19 protein-coding genes and 1 tRNA gene are annotated in these 22,051 nt (G+C 39.5%); 5 read left to right on the top strand and 15 right to left on the bottom strand.

From position 1 onward, the window contains the following. Positions 1 to 123: 123 nt before the first annotated feature. The 9 genes from ltaE to CPRO_RS13725 all read right to left on the bottom strand — a co-directional run bounded on the left by ltaE (position 124) and on the right by CPRO_RS13725 (position 11,347). Positions 124 to 1,161 (bottom strand): low-specificity L-threonine aldolase, encoded by a 1,038-nt coding sequence (gene ltaE / locus CPRO_RS13685; RefSeq protein WP_330383847.1) that lies wholly within the window; start codon positions 1,159 to 1,161, stop codon positions 124 to 126. Positions 1,162 to 1,164: 3 nt separating this feature from the next. Beyond that, positions 1,165 to 2,793 (bottom strand): ABC-F family ATP-binding cassette domain-containing protein, encoded by a 1,629-nt coding sequence (locus CPRO_RS13690; RefSeq protein ID WP_066053044.1) that lies wholly within the window; start codon positions 2,791 to 2,793, stop codon positions 1,165 to 1,167. Positions 2,794 to 3,059: 266 nt separating this feature from the next. Continuing rightward, positions 3,060 to 3,953 (bottom strand): hypothetical protein, encoded by an 894-nt coding sequence (locus tag CPRO_RS13695; RefSeq protein WP_066053047.1) that lies wholly within the window; start codon positions 3,951 to 3,953, stop codon positions 3,060 to 3,062. Positions 3,954 to 4,405: 452 nt separating this feature from the next. Further along, positions 4,406 to 5,128: a tRNA threonylcarbamoyladenosine dehydratase gene (locus CPRO_RS13700; RefSeq protein WP_066053049.1), complete on the bottom strand. Its 723-nt coding sequence runs from the start codon at positions 5,126 to 5,128 to the stop codon at positions 4,406 to 4,408. Position 5,129: 1 nt separating this feature from the next. Beyond that, positions 5,130 to 6,497, bottom strand: a complete 1,368-nt coding sequence (locus tag CPRO_RS13705; protein ID WP_066053052.1) for an HAD hydrolase family protein — start codon at positions 6,495 to 6,497, stop codon at positions 5,130 to 5,132. A 279-nt stretch (positions 6,498 to 6,776) separates the two neighbouring features. Beyond that, the gene (locus CPRO_RS13710) at positions 6,777 to 7,871 is read right to left on the bottom strand and encodes an iron-containing alcohol dehydrogenase family protein (protein WP_066053054.1); all 1,095 of its coding nucleotides are present in this window, start codon (positions 7,869 to 7,871) and stop codon (positions 6,777 to 6,779) included. A 278-nt stretch (positions 7,872 to 8,149) separates the two neighbouring features. Next, a complete protein-coding gene (locus tag CPRO_RS13715) occupies positions 8,150 to 9,202 on the bottom strand; it encodes an electron transfer flavoprotein subunit alpha/FixB family protein (protein ID WP_066053056.1) in 1,053 nt (350 codons plus the stop codon). 134 nt (positions 9,203 to 9,336) lie between these two features. Next, complete coding sequence (locus tag CPRO_RS13720; protein WP_066053059.1) at positions 9,337 to 10,128, bottom strand: electron transfer flavoprotein subunit beta/FixA family protein; 792 nt, start codon at positions 10,126 to 10,128, stop codon at positions 9,337 to 9,339. A gap of 76 nt (positions 10,129 to 10,204) precedes the next feature. Beyond that, complete coding sequence (locus CPRO_RS13725; RefSeq protein ID WP_066053060.1) at positions 10,205 to 11,347, bottom strand: acyl-CoA dehydrogenase; 1,143 nt, start codon at positions 11,345 to 11,347, stop codon at positions 10,205 to 10,207. Between the two features lie 219 nt (positions 11,348 to 11,566). On the opposite strand from CPRO_RS13725, the gene CPRO_RS13730 reads away from it, so the two are divergent. Together CPRO_RS13730 and CPRO_RS13735 are read left to right on the top strand one after the other, a co-directional pair. Then, positions 11,567 to 13,003 carry a sigma 54-interacting transcriptional regulator gene (locus CPRO_RS13730; RefSeq protein WP_066053063.1) on the top strand — a complete coding sequence of 479 codons (1,437 nt, stop codon included), beginning with the start codon at positions 11,567 to 11,569 and terminating at the stop codon, positions 13,001 to 13,003. Beyond that, positions 12,993 to 14,258: a stalk domain-containing protein gene (locus CPRO_RS13735; protein ID WP_066053066.1), complete on the top strand. Its 1,266-nt coding sequence runs from the start codon at positions 12,993 to 12,995 to the stop codon at positions 14,256 to 14,258. The genes CPRO_RS13730 and CPRO_RS13735 overlap by 11 nt, the downstream gene beginning before the upstream one ends. A gap of 266 nt (positions 14,259 to 14,524) precedes the next feature. Here the strand turns inward: CPRO_RS13735 and ftsH are convergent, their stop codons facing one another. The 3 genes from ftsH to murA form a co-directional block, all read right to left on the bottom strand. Further along, positions 14,525 to 16,372, bottom strand: coding sequence for an ATP-dependent zinc metalloprotease FtsH (gene ftsH / locus CPRO_RS13740; RefSeq protein WP_066053071.1), 1,848 nt, complete (start codon positions 16,370 to 16,372; stop codon positions 14,525 to 14,527). 244 nt (positions 16,373 to 16,616) lie between these two features. After that, entirely contained in the window at positions 16,617 to 16,904 is a 288-nt protein-coding gene (locus CPRO_RS13745) for a MarR family transcriptional regulator (RefSeq protein WP_066053073.1), read from the bottom strand. 91 nt (positions 16,905 to 16,995) lie between these two features. After that, positions 16,996 to 18,258: a UDP-N-acetylglucosamine 1-carboxyvinyltransferase gene (gene murA / locus CPRO_RS13750; protein WP_200777687.1), complete on the bottom strand. Its 1,263-nt coding sequence runs from the start codon at positions 18,256 to 18,258 to the stop codon at positions 16,996 to 16,998. Positions 18,259 to 18,419: 161 nt separating this feature from the next. On the opposite strand from murA, the gene CPRO_RS13755 reads away from it, so the two are divergent. Continuing rightward, positions 18,420 to 18,490 (top strand) — tRNA-Gly (locus CPRO_RS13755). 284 nt (positions 18,491 to 18,774) lie between these two features. Here the strand turns inward: CPRO_RS13755 and mscL are convergent. Further along, positions 18,775 to 19,164, bottom strand: a complete 390-nt coding sequence (gene mscL, locus CPRO_RS13760) for a large-conductance mechanosensitive channel protein MscL (RefSeq protein ID WP_066053076.1) — start codon at positions 19,162 to 19,164, stop codon at positions 18,775 to 18,777. Between the two features lie 416 nt (positions 19,165 to 19,580). On the opposite strand from mscL, the gene CPRO_RS13765 reads away from it, so the two are divergent. Beyond that, entirely contained in the window at positions 19,581 to 20,267 is a 687-nt protein-coding gene (locus CPRO_RS13765; RefSeq protein ID WP_066054088.1) for a cell division ATP-binding protein FtsE, read from the top strand. Then, complete coding sequence (locus tag CPRO_RS13770; RefSeq protein ID WP_143149011.1) at positions 20,264 to 21,115, top strand: C39 family peptidase; 852 nt, start codon at positions 20,264 to 20,266, stop codon at positions 21,113 to 21,115. Before CPRO_RS13765 ends, CPRO_RS13770 begins: the two co-directional genes overlap by 4 nt. A gap of 98 nt (positions 21,116 to 21,213) precedes the next feature. Here CPRO_RS13770 and CPRO_RS13775 read toward each other — a convergent pair whose 3' ends face one another. Both CPRO_RS13775 and CPRO_RS13780 read right to left on the bottom strand, forming a co-directional pair. Further along, positions 21,214 to 21,621, bottom strand: a complete 408-nt coding sequence (locus CPRO_RS13775) for a hypothetical protein (protein ID WP_066053080.1) — start codon at positions 21,619 to 21,621, stop codon at positions 21,214 to 21,216. Between the two features lie 22 nt (positions 21,622 to 21,643). After that, a complete protein-coding gene (locus CPRO_RS13780; protein ID WP_066054093.1) occupies positions 21,644 to 22,030 on the bottom strand; it encodes a flagellar export chaperone FliS in 387 nt (128 codons plus the stop codon). Positions 22,031 to 22,051 lie beyond the last annotated feature (21 nt).

Here is a 22,051-nt window from a genome sequence, read left to right on the forward strand (position 1 = left end):
AAGAAATTGCTTGCACTATAAACCCCACTAAAATTACTTTATAATATGCCCATAGACCTTAGAATGGCAACCATTCCCCCTTATGAATAAAAAAGCTGCCCCCGAAATACGAGGGCAACACTTTTATCGAGCATCATCTTTTAACAACTGCACAACCTTATCAATTTCTTCCTTGGAAACATAATTATGGGTCACAAACCGCATCATTCCGTTGTCCTCACCGTTGATGCGTACATCATGCTCAGCCATATATTTTACCAATGTAGCAGAATCCATGGGGAAGTCCTTTAGGCGGAAAAACACCATATTAATTTGCTGACGTTCCTCATAAACCTCCAAGCCTTCAACTTCTTTCAAGCTTGTACACAAATATTTTGCATTATCATGATCTTCCTGCAATCTTCTTGACATTTCCTTCAGTGCAAGAATACCCGCTGCCGCCAAAATACCCACCTGACGCATACCGCCACCAAGAATTTTCCGCTTTCTTCTCGCCTTGGTAATAAACTCTTTGCTACCCATCAATAGGGACCCGGCGGGAGCACAAAGGCCTTTGGACAAGCACACAGAAATGGTATCTGTATATTGCGCCATGTCTTTTACATCCACATTTAAATAAGTAGCTGCATTAAAGATACGTGCACCATCAACATAAACGGGCAATTGATATTTTTCAGCAAGCGCCTTCACTTGTTTCATATACTCCAAAGACCGTACCTGACCATCAGAATCTGCATTTTCATAACTAATCAGCGCAGTTCTTGGTTGATGAATATCATCTGGGTCTTTTCTGATATAGTGCTCAACCAAATCCAGAGACATTTCACCCTTAACATTGGGTACAGAGCGCAACTGTGCACCTGCAATGATTGCGGACGCCCCTACCTCATGGGCAATTATATGGCAGTTATCAGGAAGGATAACCTCCTCACCCCTTTGTACATGGGTGAATAAAGCAAGCTGATTGGCCATTGTCCCCGTGGGAACAAAAAGGGCACTTTCTTTGCCAAAAATTTCAGCAGCCAATCTCTCCAGCTCATTGATTGTGGCGTCGTCTCCGTAAACGTCATCGCCAACCACAGCGCTTGCCATTGCTTTTCTCATTTCTTCCGTTGGTACAGTTACTGTGTCACTTCTGAAATCAATTTTTCCGTTAATCAACCCTTACGCCTCCTCTGTCAATTTTAAGCGCAAATTATTAATCTCTTCATCTTCCAAATATTCATCATAAGTCATTTGTCTGTCAATGATTCCACCTGGTAGAATTTCAATAATCCTATCAGCAATGGTCTGTACAAACTGATGGTCATGAGAATCAAAAAGCAGTGTACCTTTATATTCAGACAAACCTTCGTTTAACGCGGTGATTGCCTCCAAATCCAAATGGTTTGTGGGCTCGTCCATAATCAATACGTTGGCACCGCTCATCATCATCTTACAAAGCATGCAACGAACTTTTTCACCACCGGACAGAACATTGGCAGATTTCAAAGCTTCCTCACCACTAAAGAGCATGCGTCCAAGCCATCCACGAATATCCGCATCATACTGCTCGCCTTCCTTGGCAAAGGGTCTCAGCCACTCAATCAAAGATTCTTTGCAGCCTTCAAAATATTCTGAATTATCCTTAGGGAAATATCCTGTTTTGGTTGTAATGCCCCATTTGAATTTGCCTTCATCAGGCTCCATTTCCCCCATCAAAATCTGGAATAAAGCAGTTCTTGCAATTTCGTCCTTGCCTACAAAGGCAACCTTTTCGTTAGGACGAATCATAAAACTAATGTTATCCAAAATCTTTTTGCCATCAATTGTTTTAGAAATATTCTCTACCAATAAAACATCATTTCCCACTTCTCTATCTTGCTTAAAGCTACAGAAGGGATAGCGTCTACTGGAAGGCTTAACGGTATCCATCTGAAGGTTATCCAACAATTTCTTTCTGCTGGTCGCCTGCTTAGCCTTAGAAGCATTTGCGCTAAAGCGCTGAATGAATTCCTGTAATTCCTTCATTTTCTGCTCTGTCCGTTTATTCTGGTCTTTAATTTGACGCTGGGTCAACTGGGTAAAGCTATACCAGAAATCATAGTTACCAACAAACATTGTAATTTTACCATAATCAATATCCGCAATATTGGTACAAACCTTGTTTAAGAAATGTCTATCATGGGATACAACAATAACGGTATTTTCAAAGTTCATTAAGAAGTCTTCTAACCATCTGATTGCATGAATATCCAAATGGTTGGTTGGCTCGTCCAGAAGTAAAATATCAGGATTTCCAAATAACGCCTGAGCCAAAAGCACCTTTACCTTCTGGGTACCTGTCAATTCCTTCATTTTTACATAATGCAATTCATTGGTGATACCCAAGCCGTTTAACAAGATTTCCGCATTAGATTCTGCAGACCATCCGTCCAATTCTGCGAATTCCCCTTCCAGCTCAGAAACCTTAATACCATCCTCATCGGTAAAATCCGCCTTGGAATAAAGCTCTTCTTTTTCCTTCATAATTTCATACAATCTTTTATGACCATACAAAACCGTCTGAACAACTTCCAATTCATCAAACAGGAAGTGATCCTGCTTCAAAACAGCCATTCTTTCGCCGGGAGTTATAAATACAGAACCTTTGTTGGGTTCAATTTCCCCAGATAAAATTTTTAAAAAAGTAGACTTTCCGGCGCCATTGGCACCAATGAGTCCATAACAATTTCCTTTTGTAAAGTTAATATTTACATCATTAAAAAGCACTCTGCCCCCGTATTGAAGGCTGACACCTTGTGCTGCGATCATAGTATATTCTCTCCTTTTTTCAAGTCAATCCTTTTTATTATAGCATCATCCCACAAAAAAAACAGTATTATTTATGAAATCCATTCATTATCAGCACTTCTTACGTTTTTTTACTGAAATTCATCCCTTTCCTCTTCATTTTACCAAAAAAATAAAACCCCTGTTTTCACAAGGGTCTCAGGCTATCGAAATAAAGTAACTATTCTTTGAAAAATGCACTGCTCTTTCAAGGTTTTTTCATGTGCCTGAAAAAGCACACGCTTTATCTACTTTTTATCCTTTGCAGAATTGCTTTCTATCAAAGAAATTTCTTTTTCATAATTAATGGCACTTCTCGCTCCAGATGGAATATCTATCTTTTTCACTTCTCCCAGCTTAGAAATATTTTGCGTAATCGTATATTTTTCAACCTTGATAGACTCAGTACCTTCCTGCCCCAATTCCTGCAAAACATGGTTCATAACAGTTTCTAAGGTTTTCCCAAAATCAACGGTAAAGGAAAGGGGTGTTCCATCCTCTTTTAACTGAATTTCAAAGGGAACTGCTTCCACATCAGAATAATAATTTTCACCAACACCATTCATTCCCGCAATCTGTAGGAAAAATCCCGCTTCGGATACGTCATAAACCTTTTGCGCCGGTATCTCTCCGGTTATGGTCACAATACCGCTTTTTGCAGAAACCAGCTTCCATTTATCCCCTGCATCCAACAAAATACTCATATCCTTAACGGCATCATACATGCCCACAAACTTCTTCGCATTTTCTTCTGCCAATGTCATTTCTGTCCACTGTCCATCATATGACATATACATGTTTACATCATCATTCACTTTTTCCAAATACATTTGAGAATCCATCGTTGTCTTTCCAAACAAGTCTTGAGTTAAAATCCCCACTGCCAATGGTTCTCGAAGCATTTCAATTTTAGCTTTTGAAATTGTTTTGTCTTCCTCTTTACCCATTTGCGCCTCTGCATAAAAATCAGCGGCAAAGCTTGGGGCTGCTTCCAGCTTCGCCTTCGCCGAAGCAATATAATTCTCTGTTCCGCCTTCGGCCAAAGCTACTTCCACATTGGAGGTAGGTTTTGCATTGCATCCACTTAAGAAAACCATTACACATAAAGCCATAGTGATTGCAACTTTAATTTTATTTTTCACCCTAACACCTCCTTTAGCAATTCATCAGAAACCATAAAAATTACGGGATCAGGATGTCCATAAGGTCGACATCCATTGAAAAAAGCTCATTTGCTTTTAGCCTTTTTCAATTATCCTTTAACAAATAGTTGCGCCCTTGCTACCAAAAGGTCATTGAAACGCCTATTCCTCTGGACTGGGGCAATGCCCATCCTAGGGATTCTTTTTTCATCCGCCTTCACATTCATAGCCTGCCAATCAGACACCGCATGAGTAAAGTGGTGCTTTCAGTGAAGAAGATAAGAATTCATAAATTTATGGTTACATTTATTCTATCCAAATATATATGCCCTTTCAAGGGATTTTGAAATGTTTCAGAAAAATATAAGAAATGCTTCTTTTTCTTAATAGTTCTCTCCACTTTTCCGATATTTTCTGGAATTTTTTTACTTTATTCGCCACTTGGACTTTTTTTAATCCCGCACAATCTCCGCCAAATGGCAAATTACCTCACCTGCTAAAACCATCCCGGCTGACGGAGGCACAAAAGAGAGGCTGCCCGGTATCTGTCTCTTTCCGCTTTCCCCAGACTCCCGTGGTTTTCTCGGCAGTTCCTTGGAAAAAACCACCTTAACGTCTCGTATGTCTCTATCTTTCAGTTCTTTGCGCATCACCTTCGCCAAAGGACAAACAGAGGTCTTTGCAATATCCGCCACTTCAAATTTGGAAGGGTCAATCTTATTTCCCGTTCCCATACAGCTAATGATGGGCACGCCTGCTTTTTTTGCCTCTTCAATTAATATTATTTTGGAGGTAATCATATCTATGGCATCCACGATATAATCGTATTTCCCAAAATCAATCAAACCTCTGTTTTCATTGGTAAAAAAAACAGAATGTGTCTCCACTGTTGTTTGCGGTAAAATATCATAAATACGTTCTTTCATTACCTCTGTTTTAAACTGCCCCACAGTTTTTTGGGTTGCAATGAGCTGGCGGTTCATGTTTGTTAAGGACACACAATCACCATCAATCAGGGTTAAATGCCCGATTCCTCCCCTTGCCAATGCTTCCGTGGCAAAGGAGCCGACTCCACCTATTCCAAAAACAGCGACCTTTGCCTGCTTTAACTTGCTTAAACCGTCTTCCCCCAACAAAAGCTCTGCTCTGGATAACTCGTGTAATTCTTTCTGCATTTCATTTCACCTTTTTCTTTTTTTCATTCCTCAGCTCTTTAGGCAAAGATTGCCAAGGCAAAGGCTCATATATGTGGAACATCTTACGGACAATGCTGTCACCTGCGCCCCTTAGCTGATAGTCCGCCGCCTTTACGGCATCTTCGCTGGCATCAACCGTTACAAAGGACAAGTCTGCTGCCTGCATCATGGACGCATCATTCTTGTTACTTCCGAAAACCACCGTTTTTTTCTGAGGCATCTTTTCCAAAAGCCTATTCATCATATATTCCTTTGTGGCATTTTTATGATAAATTTTTAAATGACAGTAGTCTTTTGGGGTCTCCAATTTATCCCTCAAAAAGAGAAGTTCTCTCTCTTTATCTATTTCAACCAATTTTTCCGTAACAAAGTCCGCAGTCTCATCCTTTACTACAAGGAGAATATAAACTACAATGCCCTCCTCGGGACGCTCTCCATAAACATAGTTTCTATGGGGGGAAAGACGCAGTTGGTGATAAAGCTTTTGTTCTTCTTCATTTTTAAAGTCATGATAATAAATCAGCAGAACATCCTGCCAAACTACGTTTAAAAAATAATGTAAATCCAGCTCCCGCAAAAAAGCTTCAATCTTCTCCGTCATCGCCTTGGAAAGACCGTGACAAGCTAAATAACGCTTCTCATTCATATCATAAAGCACAGCCCCATCCATTGCGATAATTGGCAATTTCATATGAAGCATGCCTATATCCGCCATTAGTGATGCAGGCGTACGTTCCGTTGCAATGGTAAACGCCATGCCATCCTTTAGCAACTGATTCAATTCAAAAATGCTATAGGGGGTCATTCCGGTTTTTTCTCCATAGATTACCCCATCAAACCCAGATACAAAAAGAAAGTCCTTCTCTTTGCGTCGGGGTAAATGAGCCATATTTACTCCCAAAGAGACTAAAATCCCCACGATGGTTTCCACAGAACGATTGACTGCATCCATAAGGGGTGTGGAATCGCCAGTGCTTAAAGTAACACTTAATAAAACAACCCCCGCTAAAGCTGAGGCTCCTGGTTTTTTTAACAACACTGTTGTGTATAAAACAGGGATAACCGTTAAGGATATCACCAAAAAATGCACATACTCATATTCAGGAGGAATGTATAAGCTCACAGATGCCGCAATCAACCCGAAAACTGCCCCTATGATCGTTCCAATAATACGGTTAAAAGCCACATCCACACTATGCTCCACATAAGGCTGCATGCAAATAATTGCAGCAATAGCAGAAAAAATAGGCTTACCATTTCCGCCCGTTAAACTGCTGATTAAAAAACATATTCCCACAGCGATTGCTGTTTTAATCATACGCATGCCTATTCTTGGAAAATATGCCATTCTACGCACTCCTTAAGTCTAATTTTTCTCTTCACAAGTATAAAAGCATATGTCACAGCTGTCAAGCTTCAAAAAAGGCTAAAAGTAGCAGGTATTTTGAAAACAGCAAAGAAAAAAAGCCCCACTGCTTTACACGGATTTTTTATTACAAATCCTGGAAACATAGGCTTTACATTTTTACAAACAAAGGATAACCTCTCCTGTTGAAAATCATTCCAATGAACAATCCGAGGCAAAGGATTTCTCCTTTGCCTCAAAAGTTTCACTCTATGTATTACATTAAGCGGTTGCCTTCAGATTAAAATCCTCAAGCTCCAAAATTGCTGCCTTAATCATATCAGTGGTGATTTCATAAGGCGTATAGTCCAAATCATACTTTTTAACTGCTGCCTCTAAAACAGGATCCAATTCCTCAACGGAAACCTCAATATCAGACAGCTTTGTAGGTAAGTTCATTCCCTTGTAGAACGCAAAGAAACGATCCAATAAGTCATACTGCTTATCCAGTGTCAATAAAACCAATGTGCCGTAAGAAACAACTTCGCCATGACGATGTCTTTCCTCAACCTGAGGCAGCATGGTCATACTGTTAAACAGCGCATGTGCCAAATTGGTATTATACTTATGGGAATCTACCATATTAGATACCATACCAGTGTTAATGAAAATATCCAAAGCAACCTGCTCAATGGCCTCGGAAGGGCGGTTTAACCGACAATCTTCCATAGCTTGGATACCATATTTCAGCAAAGGCTCTGTACAGCAGCTGCACATAGCAACCCCAGCCTGCTCGGATAAGGTTAATTCCGACTCTTTGCCTCTTGCAGAAAATTTAACTTCCGCTTCCTTGCTCATGCCGTCGCCAATACCTGCCCAAAGATATACCTCTGGAGCCTCTGCGATAACCTTTGTTGAAATAAATACATGCACAGGTGGTCTTTCCACACGGAAAAAATCACGGAATACATGATTTGTGTGATAATAAATTCCCAATGCGGAAATACACGCGCAGGTCGCTGCAATGGTAGGGAAAGTGAAATAAGGTTTTTTCAGATGATCTGCAACCAACTTTGCACAATCAATCGCTTTGCCGCCCCCGACGCAAAAAACCATATCTGCTTCTTTTACCACATCCAATTGCTGCAATTCCTCAGCGTACTCAAAAGCCGCCTCTCCTTTATACCAAATAAAATCGGTAATTTTTACGGAGCTCCCCTGCGTTGCTTCCAATAAATACTCTTTGGTCTTTTCCATCGCTGTTTTGCCGCCAATGACTACCGCCTTTGTCCCATAAGGTGAACATACAGCTTCTATCTCACGATATGCGTTCTCCCCAGCTGTATAGCCAGGGAAAAAAATAGAATTACTCTCCATCTCGACAACCCCCTTATCGATTTAAAAACAAACCCATTTGTAAAAAGTGATACTATATATTGCGTCAAAGAATAAGGAATACTGTATATTGTATTCAAATAAAGCTTATACTTTGACTGCATTCCGAAAGCCCCCGACGCCAAAAGGCGTGGGGCTTGCGAAATTCTTAAGTTAAATACCGCATCATTCTTTAACCTGAGCACTCCAATAGGCTTACAAAGCATCCAGCGGGATTTATACGGTATTGCCTTATATTAAAATATTCGACAAACAAACCCTTAGTTGTTTGCCTTTGCTGCTTTATATTTTCTGATTGCATCAGCCAATTTAGGCAGGATTACCTTAACGTCACCAACGATACCCAAGTCGGAAACTTCGAAGATGGGAGCTGTGTCGTTTTTGTTGATGGAAATAACCAATTCGGAGTTTTCCATACCTGCAACGTGCTGAATTGCACCTGAAATACCACAAGCCATGTACAGGTCAGGGCGTACTGTCTTACCTGTCTGACCAACCTGACGATCTTTTTCAATCCAACCAGCGTCAACACATGCTCTGGAAGAACCAACTTCTGCGCCCAATGCATCTGCTACGTCTCTGATTAAATCGAAGCCCTGTGCACCACCAATACCACGGCCACCGGAAACGATCAATTTTGCTTCTGTCAAGTCAACAGCCTTCTTGTCAGCCTTTACAACTTCAAGAATTTCAACGTTCATATCAGCGTCTGTAAAATCAACGTTGAATTTGATTAATTCGCCTGTTCTTGCTGTGTCTTTTGCAATTCTCTTCATAACACCAGGACGTACTGTTGCCATCTGAGGTTTTGTTCTAGGGCACATCAATGTTGCCATGATGTTACCACCGAATGCAGGACGAGTCATAAGAAGTGCTCTTGTAGGATCTTCACAGCCCATAGCTGCTTCCTTCGCGAATTCTTCTTCTGTCTTTGCCATTCTCAAGCCTGTTGTATCTGCAACCAAACCTGTTTTTACACGGCTAGCTACACGAGGAGCCACGTCACGGCCGATGGAAGATGCACCAAACAGCATGATCTCAGGATCATATTCGTTAACGATTGCTGTGATAGCTTTTGTATAAGGCTCTGTTACATACTCTTTCAAATAAGGGCTGTCAACAAGGATAACCTTGTCTGCGCCATAGTGGAAAAGTTTGTCAACCTGACCTTCAATTTCATGACCCAACAGGACTGCAACTACTTCATCCTTGAGGTCTTCTTTTAATCTGGTGGATTCGCCGATCAGCTCAAGGCCTACGTTCTGAACCTTGCCGCTTCTTTGCTCTATTACTACAAAAATACCTTTGCTCATAGGTGTTTCCTCCTTAAATTTTTCAGCATCTTTCTAAACATAGCCTAGCTTGCCTAGAAAATGCCCTGACCCTTTGCCGTTCAAAATCTTTTTTCACGGCACATTTTATGTACAAGAAAAATCTGTTATCTAAACTAGATAATGAATTTCTCTTCCAATTTATTCACAATTGCTTCTACAGCCTGTTCAGGTGTAAGGTCGTTCAATACAGTACCTGCACCCTTCATTTCCTTTGTGAAGGATTTGTATACGTTTGTAGGAGAGCCCTTCAAACCGATCATATCCAATTCCAAACCATCCTTCAATTCTTCAAAGCCAATGGTTTTGATTTCTTTGGTGTATGCTTCGAATACGCCGCCAACAGACATATATCTAGGCTCAGCCAATTCTGCAATTGCAGTCAAAAGGCAAGGTGTTTTCACCTTCACAATGTGATAGCCATCTTCAAACTGTCTTTTTACAGTAACATAATCCGCTCCTGCATCTACGATTTCTTCTACATAAGAAACCTGAGGCAAGTGCAATTTTTCAGCAATCTGAGGACCAACCTGAGCTGTGTCACCATCGATTGCCTGACGGCCTGTGATAATTACATCATAGCCAACTTTATCTAAAGCCGCAGCCAAAATGCCGGATGTAGCATAAGTATCGGAACCACCAAATTCTCTGGCGGAAACAAGGTAAGCTTCGTCGCAACCCATTGCCAATGCTTCTCTCAAAGCAACATCTGCCTGAGGAGGGCCCATGGATACAACAGTAACTGTGCCACCCATTTTTTCTTTCAATGTCAAGGCAGCTTCAATGCCTGTCTTATCGTCGTGGTTAATAATAGAGGGAACACCGTCACGAATCAGTGTGCCTGTTTTTGGATCAATCTTTACTTCTACGGTATCAGGTACCTGCTTGATACAAACAACTATTTTCATAGGAAAAGTTTCTCCTTTCATATTTTGGAATCTTTTAGGATTGTGTTCTTACATTGGAAAACACATCTGTAGCAAATTATTTCAAGCCTAACCAGCTGGAGATAACCATTTTCTGCACTTCGGATGTACCTTCGTAGATTTCTGTGATTTTTGCGTCACGCATCATTCTTTCCATAGGGTAATCTCTTGTATAACCATATCCGCCGAATAACTGAACGCATCTTCTTGTTACATCGCTTGCTGTAGAACCAGCCATATATTTTGCCATAGCAGACAGGTGGCTGTAAGGTCTATGAGCATCTTTTTCACAAGCTGCTTTGTAAACCAAAAGCTTTGTAGCTTCTACCTTTGTTGCCATATCAGCCAATTCAAACTGTGTGTTCTGGAACTGGCCAATTCTCTTTTTGAACTGCTTTCTTTCCATTACATATTTCACGCATTCTTCGATAGCGCCTTCTGCAATACCCAATGCCTGAGAAGCAATACCAATACGTCCGCCATCCAATGTCTGCATTGCGATTTTGAAGCCCTGTCCTTCTTTACCCAAAAGATTTTCTTTGGGGATACGGCAGTTTTCCATAATCAGATCGCAGGTTGCGGAACCGCGAATACCCATTTTTCTTTCCTTTTTGCCGATAGAGAACCCGGGTGTATCTTTTTCCACGATAAATGCGGAAATACCACGGTTGCCCTTTGCTTTATCTGTCATTGCAATAATTACATAGATTTCTGCATAGCCTGCATTTGTAATGAATACCTTTGTGCCATTCAATACATATTCATCGCCATCCAGCTTTGCTGTTGTCTGCTGCATGGAGGAATCAGTACCTGCACTGGGTTCAGTTAAACCAAAAGCACCCAATTTCTCACCCTTAGCCAAAGGTACCAAATATTTCTGCTTCTGCTCCTCAGTACCAAACATATAGATTGGGCCAGCACACAAGGATGTGTGGGCAGAAACAATTACTGATGTTGTTGCGCAAACCTTGCCAAGCTCTTCCACTGCCATCGAGTAAGATAAATAATCTCCGCCAGCGCCGCCATATTCTTTAGGGAAAGGAATACCCATAAACCCGAATCTTGCCAGCTTGCTTATCGATTCCACAGGAAATCTCTCTTCTTCATCAAGCTCTTCTGCCAAAGGTTTAACCTCTGTTTCAGCGAACTTTTTGTAAAGATCTCGCAGTAAAACGTGCTCTTTAGAATAGCCAAACTCCATAAACTTGTTCCTCCTTAAATCATTTTCATATTTAGCATACTAAATTGTTATTTCTCTAACGATTATATATTATCAGCAATTAGCGTGCCAAACAAGCCCTTTACTGATTTTACGCTTAAATCTAAATTTAATGATAGATAATTGTTGCAATAAATGTTAGAATGTAACAAAGTAATTGTTATAATATTAATTTCTCACAAAATTGAGGTGTAACTATTAATGAAACTGACAAAAGAGCTGTTTTTATCTCTGGATATTCTCCCTGATGTGTTGGATCGGATTAATGACGGGGTAAATGTAGTAGATACAGATGGTATTCTTGTTTATGTAAATGAAATCAGTGCAAATTATGCGGGGAAAACGAAGGAAGAGATGATTGGAAAATCAATTACAGATTTTTACCCCGCCGCAGTCCTTTTGACTGTTCTGCAAGATCGCAAGCCTGTTTTGGATAAAACCATTCATTTTGTTCCCCCAAAGAAGTATATTGTAAACTCCTATCCCATTATACACAATGGCAAATTTTTAGGGGCTTTTTCTGTTTTTCAGGATATTCAGGAGCTGGATCAGTTAAACAGCAAAATCAAGCAATTGGAAATACAGGTGAAGCTCACCAGACCAGAAGGTGATTTTAACCATGTGGTTCATCTGGGAACTATGCAAAGTGTGTTTAGACAAGCAAAAAAAATAGTAGGCTCCTTGGGTGGCCCCCGTCATTCCATCATTACAGGCGCATCGGGCACAGGCAAAACTATGCTGGCAAATTTAATTTATAACTATGCCAAAGAGATTGGTGTAATCAGCAAAAATGCACCTTTTATCGAAATCAACTGTGCCCAGTTTACAAACCCGGATATTGCCGCTATGGAGATTTTCGGTTCTGTAGAGGGGGCTTACACCGGTTCAAAAAAGAAAAAAGGGCTCTTTGAGCAGGCAAATGGCGGAATTCTTTTTTTAGATGAAGCCCATACCATTGAAAACTATCAAAACCTTCTTTTAAAAGCTATAGAATCGGGGAAAATCCGCCGAATTGGCGATACCAGAGAGGTGGATATCAACGTTATTGTCATTGCCGCATCCACAAAAAACCTTCATGAGGTCTTTCTTCCCGAGCTTTATCAGCGGTTGGGACAATATGAAATGTATTTACCCTCTCTACAAGAACGTTCTCTAGAGGAAAAAGAGCAGTTGTTTTTGCACTTTGTGAAAAAATATGAAACTGCTGTTTGGGAGGCTAGAAAAATCCACTATCACGTGGTGTTTACGCCTCAGGCAAAGCATGCTTTATTAAATGCTGTTTATCCAAGAAATATTCGTCAAATGCGAGATGTGATTAATTATAGTATTGACGCCTCCTCTCCGTTAATTGAGGATATTGGAGAAAAAACAGATATTACTACCACCGTTGGATTAGAGCATATCCCCTTCGATGTGTCTGATAAATCAGAGACAGAAAAAAACGATTCTCTTCCCCCCACAAATAAAATAACCGAGGATGTAGCTCAATTTATTTTTGAACGATATCAAAATGGGGACGGACCCAGAAAAATTTCCAACCGCCTGACTGAAATGGGCTATGACCTCCCCTATTACAAAGTGGCTTACTACCTGAAAAAAGAATATAACCAAGAAGGGGGCTCACATAATGGCAAATAAACGGGATAAAATGCATGGAAGAAAATACTTAAATTTCGGCATTTTGCTCATTGGCTTCTACTTATTTATTGGAATTGTTTATGCTGCGCCTTCTACAGCATCTGTTTATATCAATAATCAAAATATTCCTTTTTCAACAGAGACAGGCTATCCCTTTACGGATAACAACGGAAGGATGCAGGTACCCCTACGGGCGACAATGGAAGCCTATGGCTGCGAAACTTCTTGGAATGAAGCAGAAAAAACAGTGACACTAAATAAGGAAAATACCACTGTACAGGTTCCCATTGGGAAGAATTATTTGGTCATAAATGGTATACAAAAGGCTACAGATACCTCCGCCCTTGTAAAGGACGGACGCACCTACTTGCCAATTCGTTCTGTTTTGGAAGCCTTCGGTGCTAAAGTCAGTTGGGATGCAAAAAAGAATATACTGAGCATTACGCAAGAAATAGATGGAGTATTAACCGTGCATTTTATCGATGTAGGGCAAGGGGATGCCATTTTGATAGATAATCAAGATTTTGAAGTGCTTATTGATGGAGGGAATAATAAAGATGGGAAGGCTATCGTAGCCTATTTGAAGGATTATATTGACGGCAATCTGGATTTGGTCATTGCCACCCATCCCGATGCCGATCATATCGGCGGTTTAGATGATGTGATAAAGGCTTATGATGTATCGAAAATTATGGACAGCGGCGCCACAAGAGATACCAAAACCTATGAAGATTATTGGCAAGCAGCTCAGAATGAGCCCAATTGCAAAGTGCTATTTGATAATGACATAGTTCTTGATCTAGGACATGGTGCCAATTTGAAAATCATCGAAACAGGAGACCACTATAAAGATGTTAATGACAATAGCGTTGTAGCACAATTAAATTATGGTGAAGTTTCTGTTTTATTTACCGGAGATATGGAACAGGAAGCAGAGGCCGCTTCCCTTTCTAAATTTGGCAAGGTAAATGTATTAAAAGCGGGGCACCACGGTTCAAAAACCTCTTCATCCCAAAGATTCTTAGATATATTAAAACCAGAATATGTAGTTATTTCTGCGGGAAAGGAAAACAGCTATGGTCATCCCCATAAAGCTGTATTGGAACGTTATTTAAACAGCGGTGCCACCGTTTACGGAACCTTCCGCAGTGGTACAATTGTTATGAAAACCGATGGACACAGCCTTTCCTTTCAAACAAACGACCCTGTTACTTTAGGGGATGCAGGGGATAAAAAACAAGCCCAAGCGGGATAAATCAGAGCCTTTTAGCTCAGCACATTGCTTCCTAAAACTATCTTTGGAGCAGATGACACTTCTATTTCAATAAACCTTGAACTTTAAAGGGGTGCCTACTTTGTAGACACCTCTTTCTTTGTTGTAAAATTTCCATACCTCATTGGCTATTCTAGAAAGTCAAATACGATTAAAACTATGCTGGAATATACAAATAAAAGCTTTAAATAAATAAAAAGGGTGTCAACTTTATCGACACCCAAGTAGGTTTGGGCGAAGCCCAAGGTCTATAGTTCATCTCTTCCTTTCTTTTCACCGTTTAGAATCTCCATAAATTCATCCCCGGTTATGGTCTCTTTTTCAAGAAGATATGCTGCTATTTCATCCATCTTTTCTCTATTTTCAGAGATAATGTCATAAGCCTTGTCATGGGCTTCCTTAATCATTGCAATGACAGCTTTATCAATTTTTGCGGCGGTTTCGTTGGAGCATGCCAAGGTTGTGTCCCCACCCAAATACTGATTATTTATCGTTTCCAGCGCTACCATGCCAAACTCTTCACTCATACCATAGCGGGTAATCATGGCTCTCGCCATTCGGGTCGCCTGTTCAATATCATTAGACGCCCCTGTAGTTATGGAATTGAAGCAAATCTCCTCTGCTACACGTCCACCTGTTAAAGTTGCAATTTTATTAAATGCTTTTTCCCGATCCATCAGGAAGAATTCTCCTTCGTCCACCTGCATAGTGTAGCCAAGGGCTCCTGAGGTTCTGGGAATAATGGTAATTTTGTGAACCGGCGCCGAATTTTTCTGCTTTGCCGCAACCAAGGCATGTCCCACTTCGTGATAGGCAATGATTTCCTTTTCATGCTTTGAAACGACAGCTCCCTTTCGTTGATAGCCTGCTAAAATTACCTCTACACTCTCCTCTAAATCGCTTTGGCTTACTTTAGAACGTCCCAATCGAACGGCTCTTAGGGCACCCTCGTTAATAATATTTGCAAGTTCAGCTCCGGATGCTCCGGCAGTTGCCCTTGCAATAGGGCCAAAATCAATGTTATCTTCCATGGTTACTTTTTGTGCATGCACTTTTAGAATGGACTCTCGCCCTTGTAAATCAGGCAATTCCACAGGAATGCGCCTATCAAAGCGACCAGGACGAAGCAATGCTTTATCCAGCGTTTCAGGTCTGTTTGTCGCCGCCAAAATGACTACACCCTTTTTGCCGTCAAATCCATCCATTTCCGTTAAAAGTTGATTTAATGTTTGCTCTCTTTCATCATTTCCGCCCATTCCATTGCCCCCATCACGCTTTTTACCAATGGTATCAATTTCATCAATAAACACGATACATGGAGCTTTTTCGTTTGCTTGCTTGAATAAATCCCTTACCTTAGCCGCACCCATACCAACAAACATTTCAACAAATTCCGAGCCAGAGATAGAAAAAAACGGTACATTTGCTTCCCCTGCAACAGCTTGCGCCAAAAGGGTTTTACCCGTTCCCGGAGGGCCCACAAGCAAAGCACCCTTTGGCATCTTTGCCCCTACAACTGTATATTTGAATGGGTTATGAAGGAAATCAACAATTTCGGTGAGGGCTTCCTTTGCCTCATCCTGTCCTGCCACATCTACGAAAGTCTTGCCTGTTTGCGCTTTCACATAAACTTTTGCGCTTGACTTTCCAAAGGACATGGCATTACCACCCATGCCGCCCATTTTTCCCGTCATCTTACTCATAACAAACCGCCAAAATAAAGCAAATACAACTAACATAATCACAGTACTAATGAGGGGGGATAATTGCTTCGGTTTTACCTCATTAAACTTAACTCCAGCCTTGTCCAACCGATCAACCAACATGCTATCATCCATACGGCTGGTTACATAAACCTTCTCTGGCTGAACTCCAGTTTCCCCGTCTTTGGTTCCTTTTAAAATAAAATATATATTATCTTCATTCACTTGTACTTCACTGACATTCTCATTTTTTAAATCACCTAAAAACACATCATAGCTAACCTTTTCCATTGCATCCTTTGTAAACAAAGGCAGTAAAAAGGTATTAAATAGGAACATGGCCAATAAGGCCAATATCCAATAATATATAAATGGCTTCTTTTTATTCTCCATACAGTCCACTCTCTTTCTTTTCTTCCCAAGGTTTCAAATCCTTTGCTATGTATATTTTCATTTCTATATTTATCCCCACTGTCACTTCTCATTTACATATCATTCAAATTCTCTTTTATCTTCTCGAGAACCTTATAAAATACCATCCATTCTTCATCCAAAATGTTTTCTGTCATTTTCTGTTCCATAAGGCAAAGCTGCTGTAAAATATCACGGTAAAGACAATTTGCCTCCTCTGTAAGGGTTATTTTTTCAACCTTGCATCATGGGCGACGCTTTGTCTCATAATATATCCTTTTCTTTCTAAAATTTGAAGAATGCCAGATACAGTTGACCTTCTAATATTAAAATCCGCTTCTAAATCTCTTTGAAAAACATCTTTGTTTTGATTGTCATAAAGATAGTGCATAATCCAAATTTGCATTGTAGTTAAATTTTCAGCTTCTTTATTGCTTGGCTGTTGGGCAATTTGTCTGCAAATAGAATTGACAATAGATTTCAATTCGACACAAAATTTTGACTGAAACTCCATATAATCACCTCCGATTGTTAGGTTGCTGACAGTATAACACCCTAACAATCGTAAGGCAATTAAAATACAGTTAAGATTTCCTATATCATTACTAATTTTCCTCGGTACGTTGAATATCCGCACCTAATCCTCTTAATTTCTCATCTATTTTATAATACCCTCGCTCGATATGATGAATGTCACCTATCTCCGTTTCCCCTTTTGCCGCTAAAGCTGAAAGAATTAATGCCGCACCTGCTCTTAAATCCGTTGCACGAACTTTACTGCCTGTTAATTCATCCACGCCCTCAATCACTGCATTGCGGCTCTCAATACGAATATCCGCCCCCATACGTTGAAGCTCTCCAGCATGAGTAAATCGATTTTCAAAAACAGTTTCAGTAATTACACTGGTTCCCTTAGCCATAGTCATCAAACTCATAAAAGGAGCCTGCATATCTGTGGGAAAACCGGGAAAAGGCATTGTTTTTAATTGCAAGGGCTGAAGCTTTCCTTTCCGATAAACATGAAGTCCCTCAGGGATTGATTCAATCTTCACATTGCATTCCGCAAGTTTTGCAATCACCGGTTTTAAATGCTCCTCTCTTACATTCTCTAGAATAATGTCTCCTCCCGTAATTGCCGCTCCAACCATGAAAGTTCCTGCTTCAATTCTATCAGGAATCACCTGATGAGTTGCACCTCCAAGCTCTTTCCCACCAATAATTTCCACAGTATCAGTGCCATCACCTTGTACATCTGCACCTAATTCTCTCAAAAAATCTGCCAAATCGATGATTTCCGGCTCTGCCGCCGCATTTTCAATTACCGTTTTACCCTTGGCTAATACTGCCGCCATCATAATATTTTCCGTTGCCCCAACACTGGGAAAATCCAAATAAATATTTGCACCTTTTAATTTTTTTGCCGTTAGTTCTATGATTCCGTGTTCCTGCTTGCTCTTTGCCCCCATTGTATGAAAGCCCTTTAAATGCAAATCGATGGGTCTGCTTCCTATCTGACAGCCTCCGGGATGGGGCAATCTTGCCTGACCATATCTGGATAGCAACGGTCCGGCCACAAGAAAGGAGGCGCGCATCTTCCCTGCTTGCTCATAAAAACTTTCAATGGAAGTCAATTCTCTGGCGCAAATAGAAATAACTTCTTTTTCCATGTCATAGGATACCTCTGCGCCAAAACCCTTCAAAATTTCCAGCATATTTAAAACGTCCGTGAGAGGAGGAACATTTTCAATGATGCAGGGCTCATGTGTTAATAAACAGGCTGCTAAAATTGGTAAAGCTGCATTTTTTGAACCACTTATGCGCACTTTTCCTTGAAGCAAATCTGTATGATGAATTACAAATTTTTCCATACCCATCCCTCGCATTTCTATAAAAATAATAATGATTGCGAATTTATTATGTCCGTCGGAAGCAAAAGCAACCGATAAAATATTCACCGTATTTGTAAAATTTTTGTTTAATTTCACGCTTTACAGTTGGCAATCTTCTGGTATAATAAATATATATCTTTGCGGATGTAGTTCATCGGTAGAATGAAAGCTTCCCAAGCTTTAGAGGTGGGTTCGATTCCCATCATCCGCTTTTTGCAGTATTACCAGAAAGTTCTTAAAAATATCAATAAAGCCTTGAACTATCAAGAAAAATTTACAAAAAAAAGCTGTTCTTCGGGACAGAAATCATTTGTATATTTAAAAAAATGGGATTCATTTATCACATGAAAAATTTCAAAAATCTACTCACTTTGAGGAGATTTTTTTATTTTGTCCAATAAAACAGCACCCATTAATTTTAAAATTACAATTTTAAAAACCATAGCAAAGAAAAAAGACACAAAGAAAAAAACTTCGTGTCTATAAAAATCTATTTTATTCTTTTTCTTTTAATAAATCTCTAATTTCTTCCAGTAATAAAACCTCTGGGGCTGGTTGTGGGGGCGCAGACTTTTCTTCTTTTTTTCTCACTGAAATTATCTTAATGAAAATAAAAATCGAAAATGAAATAATCAAAAAATCCACAATAGACTGTATGAAAGAACCATATAAAATTGCACTTTCTGGGACATCTCCTACACCAGGGGTAATGACGTACTTTAAATCAACAAAATTGATTCCCCCCAAAAGCAAGCCAAGAATAGGCATCAAAACATCATTTACTAATGAAGTAACAATTTTACCAAAAGCACCACCTATGATAACACCTACTGCCAGATCAATTACGTTACCTTTTAACGCAAACTTTTTAAATTCATGAAGCATATAACGACCTCCTTTTATATTGATCAAAAGAGTAAAACTGATTTTCTTTTCAATATACAATATTCTACAATAAATATCAATCATATTACAAAATCCGCATTAATGCTCTTATATCATTAAAAATTACAATACTCTTTCCTAAGATATCTAAATACCGATTTTCTCCCTCTTCAATATAAAACCGTCTCATAAATACTATCAATTATTATGTTTTATCTCCGCGTTTTTTGAATTATTCTACAAAGAATCCTTATAATCTCAGCCAAATTGGATATAATGAAATAAAAAATTTCACTGAAATATTTTCTTTTCTATTATTTAGCAGTATATACAATTTTTCGCTTCGGTGTTATACTAAAAGAAAGAAAAAGGGCTTTATTTGTCTAAATCAAACTTATTTGAAAGGCATGAGAATTTTGATTATATTCCATAATGTGTCAAAAACCTATCCAAATAACGAAATGGGTGTGGAAAATGTTTCTCTTGAAATTAAGGATGGGGATTTTGTATTTCTTGTGGGGCAAACAGGCTCAGGAAAGAGTACGCTAATCAACCTTCTTACAGGGGAGTTAAAGCCTACAACGGGAGATATCATTGTAAATAATCTCTCTCTAGGCAGTTTGAACCATAAAGATTTCCCCTATTACAGAAGACTTTTGGGTATCATTAATTATGATTGTTTATTGATTGAACATAAAACAATTTATCAAAATTTAGAGATACCCATGTTAGCAACAGGTCATTCCAGTAAATCCATTCGCGAATCTATCCCCTTAGCCCTTGGTTTGGTTGGAATGAGTAAAAAAATGTATGACTATCCAAGTAATTTGTCAGGCGGTGAGACCTTCAAAGTTCTTATGGCAAGGGCTGTGATAAATAATCCAAAAATTATAATAGCTGACGAACCCACTGCCCATCTGGATTATGATTCTTCCCTCGATATCATGTCTTTATTTAATGAAATCAATCAATTGGGAATCACAATCATAATTGCCACCCACGCAAAAGAGTTTGTGGATATCATGAAAAAACGCGTGATAACAATGCAAAATGGAAAAGTTCTTGGTGATGTGAGCAAAGGAAAATATGGTTGGATTATATGAAAAAACGAAAACGGAAAAAAAATACATTTAAAAAATTTTTTAGTACAGCATTTGTTGGAACATATATCAGCTTTTTGTTCTTTCTGTATTTATTTGCTACTCGGGTTACCCCATGGGATGTAGATTATTTTATAAAAGGTGTCTCCCAGCATGCCTCTCAACTAGTATTGACGCTGAAAACAGAAAAGGCGGCTTTTGATGCAAAGCGGGAAGCTGCTGCCTTGGCAAAAGCTCTTGCAGCTGAAAAAAAAGCTGCTGAGAAAAAAGAATCCGCAAAAAAGAAAGATAAAGAAACGGAAACAGATGAAACAATTCTGCATTCCGACACAATTGACTTGATTTATTATTCTCAAAATGATTCCCGCTGGAAAACAAAGATTTATGGTGGTGATAATATCATCGGTGTTTTTGGTTGTGGCCCAACCACCCTTGCTATGGTGGTAAGCAGTCTGACAGAAAATGAAGTGACTCCGGAAACCACTGCAAAATGGGCTTTTGACAATGGTCATTTTTGTAACAACAGTGGCTCCTACCATTCCATCATTCCAAAAGGCGCACAGAATTATGGCCTTTCCTCAAAGAGTTTGAAAAGCCCGACGAAAGAAACCATTGTTCAGGAGTTATCCAATGGAAAATTGGTGGTGGTGCTCATGGATCGAGGATTATTCACTTCCCAAGGGCATTTTATCATTCTTCGAGGCGTTACACCGAAGGGACAGGTTTTGATTGCCGATTCTCAAAGCCCGGAAAACAGCAAACAAACTTGGGATATTCAAACAATCTTAGATGAAGCAAAATATTCCGCTAGTTCAGGCGGGCCATTTTGGTCCATCGGAAAAGCCACCTAGGCTTTTCACATATCTTTATAATTATTAAAGGCTTATGCACTCTCGCATAAGCCTTTTTTATTTATTCTTTTCAAAAGAAGTATGTACTGCGCAGACCTTTATTCCCCTTTATTTCTATAAAAAGAATCATCTCCTCCAATTTTAAGGCTAATTGCCTTATCATATTGGATTGTACTTTCCACGCTTCTTTTTATCTTACAATAAATCTCGTTCATTCTCCTGATATCGGGATTTTCCAGCAAAGTAGCTTCTACGTCCAATGTCAGTGCTCTTTTTGCCAATGCTTGCTCTTCTTCAGACAAATTCTGTAACAAGTCTTCTTGTAAGTATTGCAAGTTGTCCAGTTCAAGCATGATTTCTGTGCGCATTTCTACGAACAACTCGAACGCATATAAGTCGTTACGCTGCAAACATTCCGACATTTGTTTTGTTACATCCTGTAACTCATTCACCTTATTATATTTTTTTTGGAGATTCAAAATAATCTCCATCCATGCTGTATTCATACCGGGCTCATCCTCCGCGATTCTAATTTTTCACCAGCTCCGCCTGAGTGATACGATCCGCTTCTTTGAAGGTGTTTTTAAGATCCAAAAGCATAGACCTTAAATTTTGAATCAACTCAATATTTCTTCCCGCATTAATTCTAGCAATCTGAAACTGAAAATACTCATACAACTTAGAAATCTCTTGCCCGATGGAATACGTTTTATCTAAAGTCGAGTCAAGATATCTGATAATTTCCGAAACCCTGTTCATGCATGCTTCAAACTCAGGATAATTCTCAGCTTTCACTGCCATTTCTGCCTTTGTAAGTCTTTTTGCGGATTCATCAAAAAGAAGCGTCAATAGCTCACCGGAGGTCATTGTGCTAATGGACTGCTGTTTATAATTTTGATAACCATAATTGTTCATACTGTATGCCAATCCTTTCAA

Origin of the sequence: Anaerotignum propionicum DSM 1682 (genome assembly GCF_001561955.1) — a bacterium.
Lineage (GTDB): Bacteria > Bacillota > Clostridia > Lachnospirales > Anaerotignaceae > Chakrabartyella > Chakrabartyella propionicum.